Raw genomic sequence first — 12,189 nt, forward strand, 5'->3', positions numbered from 1 at the left:
AATCGTTCCAGGGGCAAAACTATCCAGCAGTTGCCCGAAAAAAGCCATAATGCCAGAGAAGAAACCAAAGGGAACGTTAATCTTCGACTATCGCTACCGCCCTTACCGGGCTTCCAGAGCCACCCTCGATTCTCAGGGGAAGACCTATGAATGTGAAGGTTCTTCCGAGGATGGCCTCGAGGTTGGTGAGGTTCTCAAATATTGGCACCTCTTCGCTGAGGAGAACCGTGTGAACCGTCTCGTCACCAATGCTCATCGCGTCGGTGCCAACGGCTTTAACACCCTCCGCCACGAGGAATAGCGCGACCTCCGGCGAAAGCTCCCTCCCGCCGGTTAGGAAGAGGACGATTTTCCCATAATAGCCAGAATCTGGCAGTTCGTCGAGTTTAACGGTTCCCTCGCCATTGCGAACGTCAATAACGAAGGCCTCGCCGATGAACTTCTCGAGGGGCATCTCGTCCACCGTCTTTCCGCCGGGAATGAAGTGGGCCGGAGCATCAACATGCGTCCCCGAGTGCTCGCCAAGCTTGAGGGCGTTCATATAGTAGCCGTCGCGCTCGATGAAGGCCCAGGGCCTGACCTTTACCTCCGGGTCGCCGGGGTAAACCGGCGTGTCCTCTCCCAGGGGGAGCGAGAGGTCGACTATCATAACAACACCAACCCTTTTTAACCCAGGAAATTAAAAACCCACCGGTGATTGGTATGGACTGCACGAAGGATTACTGCGTTAAGGACATCTCGCTCGCTCCGAGCGGGGAGAAGAAGATTGACTGGGTCTCGCGCTTCATGCCCGTTCTCCAGACGATAAGGAGGGAGTTCGAGAGGGAGAAGCCCTTCAAGGGGGTCAGAATCGCCACGACACTCCACCTTGAGATGAAGACGGCCTTCCTGCTCCTTACTCTCAAGGCCGGCGGAGCGGAGGTTTCAGCGGCAGCGAGCAACCCGCTGAGCACCCAAGATGATGTCGTCGCCGCATTGGCTAAAGCTGGCGTCAAGGTTTACGCGATTAGAGGCGAGAGCAGGGAGGAATACTACGAAAACATGCACAGGGCTTTGGACATAAGGCCCAACATCATCATAGACGACGGCGCGGACATGATAAGCACCGTCCACCGCGAGAGGCAGGAGTTGATAGACGAGATATGGGGCGCGAGCGAGGAAACAACGACCGGCGTTATCAGATTGAGGGCGATGGAAAAGGACGGGGTTCTGAGGTTCCCAATCATAGCGGTCAACGACAGCTATACCAAATACCTCTTCGACAACCGCTACGGAACCGGCCAGTCCACGTGGGACGGCATAATAAGGACCACAAACCTGCTCGTCGCCGGAAAGAACGTCGTCGTTGTCGGCTACGGCTGGTGCGGAAGGGGAATAGCGATGAGGGCAAGGGGCCTCGGTGCCACGGTTATAGTCGTCGAGGTTGACCCGATTAGGGCTTTGGAGGCAAGGATGGACGGCTTCCTCGTCATGGACATGAAGGAGGCGGCAAAGGTAGGCGACATCTTCGTCACCTCGACGGGCAACATCAAGTGCATTCGCAAAGAGCACTTCGAACTCATGAAGGACGGCGTCATAATGGCCAACGCCGGCCACTTCGACGTTGAGATATGGAAGCCCGACCTTGAGGAGCTCGCCGTTGAGATAAGCGAGCCGAGGCCCAACATCAGGGAGTACAAGCTTAAGGACGGAAGGAGGCTCTACCTTCTCGCAGACGGAAGGCTGGTCAATTTAGCGGCGGCCGACGGCCACCCGGCGGAGATTATGGACATGAGCTTTGCCCTGCAGGCGAAGGCGGCGCAGTACATCAAGGAGAACCACGAGAGGCTTGAGCCAAAGGTCTACGTCCTGCCAAGGGAGATTGACGAGATGGTCGCGAGGATTAAGCTCTCAGCCATGGGAATAAAGATTGAAGAGCTCACAGAGGAGCAGAGGGAATACCTTGAGAGCTGGGAGCACGGGACGTAGGGAGGTACAGGAAATACACTTCTTCCCCCTTTCTTAACTCCTCTGCCTTTAGTAGAGTTCTCGTATCCCAGGGGGACATTAGAACGATGACCTCTGGGGCCTCGTCGTCCCACTCAAGTTTGAGGAGTATCGGTCTCTCAACCGGAAACCCACCGGACAGGGTGAAGGTAACGCTCCTCTCCATCCTCTCCGAGACATCGAGAATGAAGGAATCACCGGCCTTCATGGTTGTGCGGAGGATTAGGTATGACTTTTTAGCGGGTTGTACCTTCTCATTCCGGTCCTCTCTAAAGTGAAGCGCAAAGGCCACTGTGGCGAAGAGCAGAAGTGGTAGCAGGAATGCCAGAGGAAGGACGTTCCGAGGGGTTTTTCCAAGGGAACTGCGCCATAGGAGCAGGACTATCAGCATTATTCCAAGGGGCAGGGGAACGAGAACTTCACGGAGGGACGAAACGAAGAGCCTTTCACCTTCCTCACCCTCAACAGACTTAACGTCCCCCTCGAGCCACGTTATAAAGAGCGCCAGCAGGAAACCCATGAACAGGACAATTGCCCCGGGAACGTACCTGTCGAGCAGGTTAATGTCAATCCCGAAGATTGCGGGCAGAAGGTACAGAACCAGCGCCAGAAGGAACGGCCTCAGGAGGTCTCCAGTCAGGTAAACGTAAATGAGCGCGGGAACGATGACGAAAACGAGTCCCAGAAGCAGGGAAGGGGCGGGAATTCCCAATCGGGTCCCAATGTTGCCGGCGAGGAACCTGACGACGTCCGTCAGCGAAGCCAGCCACGCCAGCGGGAGCAGTAAGACCAGAACGGCGAGCTTTAGTGAATTCGTTGAGACCCTAAAGCGCAAGGGAGACACCTCCAAGAACCTTTTTCAGGGCCGTGCTTGGACCCTCCTGGGAGGGAACCCACTCCACCACGGGCACGCCGAGTTTCTCGGTCAGCTTTCGCTTGTGGAGACGGGAGAGTTGCGCAACGTCTTCATCAATTGCCCCGTAGGGATTGATGTCCACGAGAAGAACCCTGCAGTTAAAGGTTTTCCTGAGCTTTCCAACGGCATCCCTCAGCTCCGAGACGTTGTAGGGAGTAACGTTGGTTACGATTACTGCAAGGTCAACCTTTCCTGCCCTCTTGGAACGCTCCACTGCCAGGGGTATCGGTTCGGGGTCAGGAGACGGGCCGGCGGAAAGGACAGCCCGCATAAAGCTCGAAAACGCCTGCATTCCCGTTCTGGGTGTTACGAATCTTTTGGAGCCCGCGAGATACAGACCAACCCTCAGGTTTGCCTTGAGTAAGGTATGCACGAGGGAAAGCGACAGGCTTAGGGCGCTTTCGAGGGCCCCGCTGAAGACGTCCCCAGTTCCCATCTCGGTCGTTGTGTCAGCGTACACCATGACGGTGGCCATGCCCTCGGGCTCGTACTCGTTGACGAGGGGAACACCGAAGCGGGCGGTGGCCTTCCAGTTGATTGCATTGAGGGGGTCCCCTGGCCGATACTCCCTAATCTCCTTGAAGTCCCGCGAGGATATCCCCTTGCGAGAGAGAACCGCCGGTAGACCGCGTCTTCTGGCCCGAATACTCCTCAGGGAACTTGTTCTGAGGCTACCAACAACGGGCTTGGCTTCTATCGTTACCTCGTCTCCAAATATCTCGTAGTTCGTCTCAAGGATTCCGAGGAAATCCCTGCCTATAACCTCAACGGGGGAGATTGAGTGAACGCCCCGCTTTCCAGGGGAGACTTCATAGGAATACTCGACCTGAAGAACCTCGCCGGGTAGCTTTATGAAAACTCTGCGGTTTCGGCCGTGAACCTTAAGCCCCGGGGAAACAACATCCCCTACGAACACCAAGCCCGAACCCCTCTCGACGGTAAGTCTAACCCGAACCCGGGCCCGCCGGCCCACGGCGATGTTTTGTGCCTCCACTGTTCTTTCAACGTGAAAACCCGATGGCGGGTCGGAGAGGAGGGAGTACGCGAGAAGTGACGCAGGGATTAAGCTTGCGTATGCCAGACCAAGAACTCCGGTGAAGAGCGCGAGAGAGAACGGCGCAAGGGTCGCGAACAGCAGGACGTCCATCCGCTTCATGAGTCAACCCCCGAGAAGCCGAGTTTTCCAAGGGTTTTTCTGAGAATCTCACGCCGTCTGAGCCTCTCGTAATCAAGCTTCTTCTCAACCACCCAGGGAGGAAGGAGGGGTGAATGCCTCGGCGGAGCGTACTCCACTATCGGTCTCACGATTTCACGGAGCTGGGCCTCGGCGAGGCCTTCAGGAGCGTTTCGGATTAAAAAGACAGTCAGAGGAACCTTGTCGCCTTTTTCAACGAACGACTCAATGACCCTTCTAAGCTCCCTTGAATAGTAGTCCTCGCGAACGCTTCCGGACGGCAGGGGGAGGGGTTCAATACGGGATTTCTTGCTCAGGTGCGTGGAGACGTAGGTGGAGACGGCGTAGGTCAAGTAGAGGATTAACCCGCTCATAGTCAATAGGATAAGGAAACGCAGTGCTCCCCTGAGGTTTGGGTACGCAAGCAGGAACGAGAAGACGGCTCCGACGAGGAGGAACGCGAGGAATTTCCGCTCAATGAAATCGTTATCGAACATCACCCTAAGGAGGTAGGCCAAGACGTAGGAAACAGCGACCCAAGCGGTGATTCCAACGAAAAACCATTTGTACCAATGTGAGCCGGTATAGAGGAGGAACGCAAGGGAAGCTATACCCCACCCCGCGCCCCGAATGAGGAGGTCGTGATACCTTCTTGCGTATCTGGCGAACATTGCAACTCCCGCACCTATACCAAGGAGTACGGACGGGACGGGTTCCTTCATGAACATCAGGCTAAGCACGGTCCAGGTAAAGGCCGTCGAGAGGATTGAATTAATCTTACTCTTCTCCATCACCGAACACCCCCAGCCTCTCAAGGGCTTCCACGAACTCCATGAAGTCGCGACTCTTGAGGGGACGCTCCGCGTAGTCAGCTAAAACGAATAGGGACGCAATTGTCTCAAGGGCAGGGTCATCGAACCCCTTTCTCCTGAGGGCGCGGACTATCTCAAAGGGCGTCCTCCGCTCGGTGGGCACTCCCAGGGACTCCACGTAGGGGAGAAAATGCAGGTTGTAGGCCTTAATCACGGCCTCGCGCGGGGGAAGAACGTGGAACCCAAAGCTAACGTCCTCCGCCGAGAAAACGTGAGTCCCGACGCCCGGCCGAAGCTCAAATACATCCCCTTTTCCGAGAGGCTCACCGTCAAGGAAAGCCTCCGCGGGCCTGTTCAACACGACCCTCACCGGCTCGTCGGGCAGGAAAACCCTTCTGACCGGGCTGAGAACCTTCAAAGGCTCAATGTAAAGTTGACGGGACGGTAGGGGCAACTCGGGGAGGCTTTTACGCTTCATCACAGCGTAGGCAATACCCACAACAAGGAATAGACCGGATACCAGCTTTATTAGGCGGGAGATGTTAAGGGGATGTTTCGCCCCGAACCCCGGTGAGGATGTCGTTTCCTTTCCGTTCTCCAGAGGAGGAATCTCAAGGGTTTCGTTGAGGGGCAGATACAGGTCATCACCTGGATACACTATCCTAACCGTCCTCGTGGCGTTACCGATTCTCAGATAGGCGTAACCCCTCTCATCCGTCGTCAGATTCAGACTCATGTTTCCTACGGTAACCGTTATCGTCCTGTTGGGCAGGGGATTGCCGTTCCAGTTGAGGAAAATCGCAAGGGTTCCGTTCAGGCGCTTAAGTTCAACCTCGGGAACCCGCTTTATTGTAATTACAGGGTCGCTGTTGGAGGGATAGGCAAGGTAACCCCGGTAGTGGGCGACGACGTGGTAGCTTCCCGGCATCTCTCCCTCGGGGACTACCGCCGTCAGGTTAAACGTGCCGTTGCTGACCCGGACAACGCCGACTATAGTGCCCGTTGTGTTCTTCGTCCTGTTGAGGGTTACGGTAACAAGGCCGTCGCGCACGGGGCTTCCGTTCGGATACATAACGGTTCCTTCGATGGGCATTCGGAGGTTGCCGTTACCGGAGAGGACATCGGGGTATTTCGTTATCTCAACAACGGGCTTTTCAAGGAGCGCCACCCACATGAGGAGGGCGGTCCTGCCTGTTTTGTTCGATGTGAAAATGAAGACCGGGTAGTAGCCGGGGGTGTAGTTTTTACCAACTGGAGGGACCTCAAAGGTGTAGGTTATTACCGAGCCGTTTTCAGTCCTGGAAATAACCCTCAGAGGCAGGCCTGAGGTGTAGTTGAGCGGGCCCGTGAAGTTGGTATAGAACGTGAACTCAGTCGAGACCCCGTAGGTCGTCATGACGATTGGAGTTTCCGTGTCGAGGCGGTATCTGGGCTGGCGGTTGACTCCCTTAAGGGGAACCGGGCCGGACGGGCTTTCGACGTAGGGGAGGTAGTAGGTTCCCCGGTACCAGACTATCATGTCAAAATCCCTGGGAAGGCTCCACGACAGTATGGGAACACTTCTCGCGGGTCTTTCAACGCAGACCAGCATTGGGTCCTTCGGGAGGATTGCAACGGGACAGCGAGTTTTCTTGTCGGTGGGTTTGAAACTGAAGTCTGACGTCGGAACGCCCGGGCGGTAGTTGCCCCCTCCAAAGGAGTTCGGATTAAACGAATTAAACGAGCCCATCTGGGTTGGCCTTGAACTGGCCTTTGTAATGCTCTTGGAGGTTTCCATGAAGAGCCCGCTAAGGGCGTTTCTTGTTTTACCCCCTCCACCGGCAGAGGAGCCCCTGTATCCAAGGGTCAGGGTCGCGAGGAGAATGAGGAGGAGCAACAGCAGTGCGTATCTTTCACGCCTCATCGTCGTCTCCCTTCGGCACAGGAGTTTTCTGGAGGGCGCTCAGGACCACGTCCCGGCCGGTAACGCCTTCAAAGGCGTGCTCGGGTTTCACAACTATCCTGTGGGCCAGAGCATCAACGGCGAAGGCCTTCACGTCGTCGGGAATCACGTAATCCCTGCCCTCCATCAGGGCATTGGCCTTGGCAATCTTCATTAGGGCGAGCGCACCCCTCGGGCTCGGCCCGGCCTCAACCCTGCTGTCAGAACGTGCCGTTCTCACGAGCATCGCGATGTAGGTCAGGATTTCCCTTCCCACGAAGACGGCCTTCTCGACGAGGTCCTGCATCTCCAGTAGAGTCTTCCTGTCAATCACGGGTTCCAAGTCCTCCGTCGGGTCGTCCTTGCCCCAGCGCAGGCGGGCTTCCATAATGGCTATCTCATCCTCAAGGCTCCGGGGGTAACCAACGCTCAGGCGGAGAAGGAAGCGGTCGAGTTGGGCCTCAGGAAGGGGATACGTTCCCTCGAACTCTATTGGGTTCTGGGTGGCTATGACGAAGAACGGCCTGTTGAGCCGGTGGGTTTCGCCCTCTATCGTTACCTGTCTCTCCTCCATGGCCTCAAGTAGTGCCGACTGGGTCTTAGGAGGGGCACGGTTTATTTCATCCGCGAGCAGAACGTTGGTGAAGATGGGCCCCTTAACGAGCTCAAAAACACCCTTATCGTGGCGCCACACCTTAGTTCCGGTTATGTCCGCGGGTAGAAGGTCAGGAGTGAACTGAATCCTCGTGTAACTGAGTCCCAGCGTTTTGCCAAACGCCTTCGCGAGCAGTGTCTTTCCGAGACCGGGATAATCCTCAAAGAGAACGTTTCCGTTCACGAGGAGAGCTGTGAGAGTCTTCCGAATGGGCTCAGTGTTTCCAATGTAAACTGTGGAAATCTCCGACACTATTTCGTCCACAATGCTCCTGAATTCACCGGGCTCCACACTATACACCTCGCGTGCATTTTCAGTTTACCATTGACGCTTGAAAACAACAGCCATTTTTAAAAGTTACGGAGGATTTGGATTTATAAGTCCTGTTAGAGAGCACAAAGTGTGATGCCCATGAACTTCGAACCCTTCAAAATAACCCCCGTCGGCTTCGTGAGGAAAAGCAAGGAAACGCACATAGAAATCCTGCCCGAGTTCTGGGAGGCAACGGAGGGCCTCAGGGAAGGCGACTGGGTCAAGCTCGTCCTCTGGTTCCACGGGAGCGACACGCCCGCAAGGAGAAGAATCCTCAAGGTGCACCCCTACGGGAACCCGAAGAACCCGCTCACCGGCGTTTTTGCCACGCGCTCGCCCTACAGGCCGAATCCAATAGCTCTTTACACCGTCAGAATTCACCGCATCGAGGAGGGCAGACTCTACATCGACGAGATTGACGCCCTCGACGGAACGCCGGTGGTTGACATCAAGATTTTCGTCGAGCGCTACGACTGCCCCAAGGAGGTTCCGATAGAGGAGCGGGAAGCCGAGATAAGGGCAGGTAGAATGATTGGAGAGGTGAACATAATCCCGAGGAAAGCCGAGCATTTAGACGAGCTTGAGGAGGTTTCGCCGGAGGAATACGACGCGCTGATACTCGAAATCGGCCCGAAGACGACGACGCTGACGGCCAAAGAACTTGTCGAGCTCATCGATGCCCTCAATGAGGTCTACGAGAGCCTGCCGGTGGAGATAAAGGACAAGCTCAGAACACGTGAAGCGCGCTCGCCTTGAAGCTGACGTAGACCTCTTTTCCCTTCTCTATCCCGAGTTCGAGCATCGATGAGCGGGTTATGAAGGCCGTGAGGCTCAGGTCACCGAGGGAAAGCCTTACCCTCACGAGCGGGCCGAGCTCCTCGATTGACTCAACGACAGCTTTGAACTCGTTTCTGGCGGAGCTCCTTATCGGCTCGGTCGAGATTATTATGTCCTCCGGTCTTAAGCCGACCCTGACCCTTCCTTTAGCCTCGACCGGAAGCTCAATCTCGACCCCGTTGACCCTGAGCTTTCTCCCCTCGGCGATTCCCTCGATTATGTTCTCGAAGCCGAGGAAGCGAGCGACTTCCTCACTCACCGGCCTTGAGAAGACGTCCCTGACCTTACCAACCTGAACGAGTCTGCCGTCGAGCATCACCCCAACGCGGTCGCCGAGGCTTATCGCTTCTTCAAAGGAATGCGTTACGTGCAGGGCCGTAAAGCCCAGCTCTCGCCTCCAGCGCTTCATCTCGGTTAACAGCTTCGCCCTCGTTCCGACGTCGAGGTTGGCAAAGGGCTCGTCGAGGAGGATTAACGGTGGCTCGACGACGAGCGCCCTCGCGAGTGCTACCCTCTGTTGCTCCCCACCGCTCAGCGTCCTCGGCTTCCTGTGGAGGAGGTGTTCTATCCCGAGAACCTTGGAGATTTCCCTGACCTTTCGCTCTATTTCGGGCTTTGGCACCTTCCTGACCTTCAGGCCGAAGGCTATGTTGTCGTAGACGCTCATGTTGGGAAAGAGGGCGTAGTTCTGGGGGACGTAGGCTAAACCGCGCTTCTCGGGTGGCAAATCTGTAACGTCTCTGCCTCTGAGGTAAACCCTCCCCGAGTCCGGCTCTATTATCCCAGCGATTATCTCAAGGAGAACCGTCTTTCCCGCACCGCTCGGGCCGAGGATTATGAAGTGCTCGCCCTCTTTAACCTCGAGGGTTATATCCCTGAGGTGGAACTCCTTCCAGTCCTTGGAGATTCCCTCAGCCCTGAGCATGGCATCACCTAGTTAATTTTTCAAGGAAGTCCACAACACCACTTTCGTTGAGAACGTCCACGAAAACATCCCTTTGAGTTCGAATGAGCTCTTCGACAAACTTCCTGTAAAGTCCCGAAAGGCTATCTCCGCTAAAGTTTTTGGCGATTGCGAGGACGTGCATGATGTCCTTTGGTGTGAGTTTTGAGCCCTTGTCCTCATTCAACACCTTTATTGAGCGGGAGAATCTTGTGAGTGTGCTTTCTTCCTTTGCTAATCTCGCCAGAAGGAGTTCCAGTTCGCGCTTCTCCTCAATGTTTGGATGTGCTAACTTCACGTTGCCAATAGCGAAGGGGAGTACCCTAACCCTCCATCCTGAGAGAGTCACTAAGAGGGAATCCTCGTCACTCACTGGAGAAAACTTCCTGAGGATGCTTTTCGTCCATTCCAATACGTCCCTATTTGTATCGACATCGCGGACGATTCCAACGACGGAAGGCGATGGTAGATTTTCCCAGTAAGCTAATGTTGCTATGATGAGTCCAAGGGCTTTTGGCAGGTTATTCCTTCCGCCGGCGTGATGAATGACGAGAAGAAGGTCATCTTTAATAAGCGGAATTGGAGACGAAAGAACGTCCCTCCCAACACGTTTGATTGGAATAAGTTCCCAGTATTTTCGGTTCTCATTGAAGTCATAAAGTCCCTTAAGAACTGGAACAAAAAAACTAACGTCCATCGACCCTTCAAGAAGGAGAATCCTCGTTTCCCTCAGTTCCATGGTTACCCCCTCAAGTCGAGGTTTATAACTTCTCGTATCTCCCTTGCTTCCTCAAACGTCTTGGTGTCCGTGACTACCCTGCCCTTTTCACGCTTCATGTAAACAACCCTGCCGTCTATCCCGGCCTCGATACCCTCTTCGATGAGCATGTCCAACAGTTCAAGGCTGTGGGTTGTTAAGAACACCTGGACGTCGTTCTCTAAAGAGCCCTTTATGAGAGTTCTGACCATGGTTCTGAGGGATTTCGGGTGGTGGAACGCCTCGGCAGAGTCAATGAGGAAGTGCCCTCCTGTTACAGATGAAACTAAGAAAGCGATTGCCGAGAGGAACTTAAATCCATCTCCCATGACATAGTAGGGAACGCTCTGGGGGGAGTGCCTTATATCGACGTACATCAAAACGCCATTGCCCTCGGGGACAGGGCTCAGGTTTTCAACTTCTGGATACGCCCTGCGAATTAACTTAAGCGCCCTGTAATAAGACTTGGCTTTGAATGCCTTTGAGAAAGAGGCTTCGATGAACCCCGGTGCGTTCATGTCGTAGGGGGTTACGAACTCAATGGGGAGTTCAACGGGATAGGGTTCATCGCCAGACGCCATCACCGTTACGTTACCTTTTTCAGAAACCAACGTCATGGCACTGCGTTTGAGAGGCCCGGCCTTGATCTCGAAGTTAATGACATCAATTGATTCCGTCATCATATTCTTGAGAGTCTCGATATCAAATTCAAGATTATGTGCCCTTGCCAAAAGATTCGCAACTTCACCTGGATGTCTGAGTGTAATTGTATAGGGAACATTATTAGCTGTAAAAGTGAGTTCAATAGGAGTAGACGGGGCCATAAAGAGGAAGTTTATTGAGGTGCGTCCCAGCCAGCCCCTCCACTTCAATACTTGGGTTAGAACCCTCTTCAGCACGGACGAGTCTTGGTTCACTGCACCGACGGCGATTGCAATGGCTTCGAGAACTGAGGACTTCCCCACGTTGTTTCTGCCAACGACAACGTTAATTCTACTCAAATCGTTGAGACGTAAATTAGAGATGCCTCTGAAGTTCCTAATGTGAAGGGACGTTATCATGGTCTGTTCACCAATCCATTTTTACAAATTCCCCTTAAATCTTTGTTTATCTTGCCTTCCTCCCTATCAGCCACCTGAGGAGGACGAAGATGCCGAGGCTTATCGTGACCATGAGGACCGCTATCGGCCGGGAAGCCCTCAGACCGTAGTTGTTGAAGTACTCGAGGATTAGAACCTGGGCAGTCATCGGGTAGTAGGCAACTATCAGGATTGAACCGACCTCGCTTATGGCGCGAGCCCACGTCATTATGGCCCCGCTCGCTATGCTCGGGAAGGCCATCGGAAGGGAAATCGAGAAGAAGGCCCTCAATCGGGAAGCTCCAAGGGTTCTCGCAACCGCCTCAAGCTTCTCGTCAACGGCCAAGAAGCCGTCCCTGGCGGAGTTTATCGTGAAGGAGGCCGAGACGAAGAGCATGGCCCCGATTATGCCCTTGTAGTTGTCGAGGATGTAAGTGGAGTAAGTGACTAGGAGCATTATACCCACGACGGAGTGGGGAATCACTATCGGGACATCGACAACCGCCTGAACGAAGCTCTTCCCGGGAAAGTCCTTTCTGGCCAGAACGTAGCCGAGGGGGACGCCGAAGAGGAGCGCTATCAAGGCGGTCGCCGTGGCGGTTAAGAGGGAGCGCTTGAGGGCGGAAACGACTATCGGGTCGTGAAGGGTCCTGACGAAGGCCTGAAAATCCTGGACCTGCTTGAGGTAAATCATGGCCAGGGGCAGGAGTATGTAGACGATTAGGAAGCTCCCCAGTGCCGTGAAAAAGTAGAGGGTGTAGTCGCGCCTCATCGCTCTCCCCCTGAATTGGGAGAGG

12 protein-coding genes are annotated in these 12,189 nt (G+C 54.7%); 2 read left to right on the top strand and 10 right to left on the bottom strand.

Going from position 1 to position 12,189, the window contains the following annotated elements:
- Positions 1-76: 76 nt before the first annotated feature.
- Entirely contained in the window at positions 77-649 is a 573-nt protein-coding gene (locus E3E28_RS01785) for a cyclase family protein (protein WP_167913807.1), read from the bottom strand.
- 53 nt (positions 650-702) lie between these two features.
- On the opposite strand from E3E28_RS01785, the gene E3E28_RS01790 reads away from it, so the two are divergent.
- Positions 703-1,968, top strand: coding sequence for an adenosylhomocysteinase (locus E3E28_RS01790; protein WP_167915097.1), 1,266 nt, complete (start codon positions 703-705; stop codon positions 1,966-1,968).
- On the opposite strand, the gene E3E28_RS01795 is transcribed toward E3E28_RS01790, so the two are convergent.
- From E3E28_RS01795 to E3E28_RS01815, 5 genes are read right to left on the bottom strand one after another with little or no spacing between them, the layout of a single operon-like run.
- Complete coding sequence (locus E3E28_RS01795) at positions 1,919-2,830, bottom strand: hypothetical protein (protein ID WP_167913808.1); 912 nt, start codon at positions 2,828-2,830, stop codon at positions 1,919-1,921. The genes E3E28_RS01790 and E3E28_RS01795 overlap by 50 nt on opposite strands.
- Entirely contained in the window at positions 2,811-4,058 is a 1,248-nt protein-coding gene (locus tag E3E28_RS01800) for a DUF58 domain-containing protein (protein WP_167913809.1), read from the bottom strand. The genes E3E28_RS01795 and E3E28_RS01800 overlap by 20 nt, the downstream gene beginning before the upstream one ends.
- Entirely contained in the window at positions 4,055-4,867 is an 813-nt protein-coding gene (locus tag E3E28_RS01805; protein ID WP_167913810.1) for a hypothetical protein, read from the bottom strand. Before E3E28_RS01805 ends, E3E28_RS01800 begins: the two co-directional genes overlap by 4 nt.
- Complete coding sequence (locus tag E3E28_RS01810; protein ID WP_167913811.1) at positions 4,854-6,791, bottom strand: hypothetical protein; 1,938 nt, start codon at positions 6,789-6,791, stop codon at positions 4,854-4,856. Before E3E28_RS01810 ends, E3E28_RS01805 begins: the two co-directional genes overlap by 14 nt.
- The gene (locus E3E28_RS01815; RefSeq protein WP_167913812.1) at positions 6,781-7,755 is read right to left on the bottom strand and encodes a MoxR family ATPase; all 975 of its coding nucleotides are present in this window, start codon (positions 7,753-7,755) and stop codon (positions 6,781-6,783) included. The genes E3E28_RS01810 and E3E28_RS01815 overlap by 11 nt, the downstream gene beginning before the upstream one ends.
- A 120-nt stretch (positions 7,756-7,875) precedes the next feature.
- Here E3E28_RS01815 and tsaA point away from each other — a divergent pair, with 120 nt between their 5' ends.
- Positions 7,876-8,532 (top strand): tRNA (N6-threonylcarbamoyladenosine(37)-N6)-methyltransferase TrmO, encoded by a 657-nt coding sequence (tsaA, locus tag E3E28_RS01820; RefSeq protein ID WP_167915098.1) that lies wholly within the window; start codon positions 7,876-7,878, stop codon positions 8,530-8,532.
- Here the strand turns inward: tsaA and wtpC are convergent.
- From wtpC to wtpB, 4 genes are read right to left on the bottom strand one after another with little or no spacing between them, the layout of a single operon-like run.
- Complete coding sequence (gene wtpC / locus E3E28_RS01825; RefSeq protein WP_167913813.1) at positions 8,504-9,538, bottom strand: tungstate ABC transporter ATP-binding protein WtpC; 1,035 nt, start codon at positions 9,536-9,538, stop codon at positions 8,504-8,506. The two genes, tsaA and wtpC, sit on opposite strands and share 29 nt — an antisense overlap.
- A gap of 4 nt (positions 9,539-9,542) precedes the next feature.
- Positions 9,543-10,295, bottom strand: coding sequence for a DUF3226 domain-containing protein (locus tag E3E28_RS01830; protein WP_167913814.1), 753 nt, complete (start codon positions 10,293-10,295; stop codon positions 9,543-9,545).
- A 2-nt stretch (positions 10,296-10,297) separates the two neighbouring features.
- Complete coding sequence (locus tag E3E28_RS01835; protein WP_167913815.1) at positions 10,298-11,374, bottom strand: ATP/GTP-binding protein; 1,077 nt, start codon at positions 11,372-11,374, stop codon at positions 10,298-10,300.
- A gap of 46 nt (positions 11,375-11,420) precedes the next feature.
- Positions 11,421-12,164 (bottom strand): tungstate ABC transporter permease WtpB, encoded by a 744-nt coding sequence (wtpB, locus tag E3E28_RS01840; RefSeq protein WP_167913816.1) that lies wholly within the window; start codon positions 12,162-12,164, stop codon positions 11,421-11,423.
- Positions 12,165-12,189: the final 25 nt, after the last annotated feature.

The organism is Thermococcus sp. 21S9 (genome assembly GCF_012027635.1).
In the GTDB taxonomy this organism is placed as follows: Archaea; Methanobacteriota_B; Thermococci; order Thermococcales; family Thermococcaceae; genus Thermococcus.

Bases quoted from the DNA above. Each gene is read 5' to 3' on its own strand.
- E3E28_RS01790 (WP_167915097.1), top strand. From the start codon at position 703: ATGGACTGCACGAAGGATTACTGCGTTAAGGACATCTCGCTCGCTCCG.
- E3E28_RS01785 (WP_167913807.1), bottom strand. From the start codon at position 649: ATGATAGTCGACCTCTCGCTCCCCCTGGGAGAGGACACGCCGGTTTAC.
- wtpC (WP_167913813.1), bottom strand. From the start codon at position 9,538: ATGCTCAGGGCTGAGGGAATCTCCAAGGACTGGAAGGAGTTCCACCTC.
- E3E28_RS01800 (WP_167913809.1), bottom strand. From the start codon at position 4,058: ATGAAGCGGATGGACGTCCTGCTGTTCGCGACCCTTGCGCCGTTCTCT.
- wtpB (WP_167913816.1), bottom strand. From the start codon at position 12,164: ATGAGGCGCGACTACACCCTCTACTTTTTCACGGCACTGGGGAGCTTC.
- E3E28_RS01805 (WP_167913810.1), bottom strand. From the start codon at position 4,867: ATGGAGAAGAGTAAGATTAATTCAATCCTCTCGACGGCCTTTACCTGG.
- tsaA (WP_167915098.1), top strand. From the start codon at position 7,876: ATGAACTTCGAACCCTTCAAAATAACCCCCGTCGGCTTCGTGAGGAAA.
- E3E28_RS01830 (WP_167913814.1), bottom strand. From the start codon at position 10,295: ATGGAACTGAGGGAAACGAGGATTCTCCTTCTTGAAGGGTCGATGGAC.
- E3E28_RS01835 (WP_167913815.1), bottom strand. From the start codon at position 11,374: ATGATAACGTCCCTTCACATTAGGAACTTCAGAGGCATCTCTAATTTA.
- E3E28_RS01810 (WP_167913811.1), bottom strand. From the start codon at position 6,791: ATGAGGCGTGAAAGATACGCACTGCTGTTGCTCCTCCTCATTCTCCTC.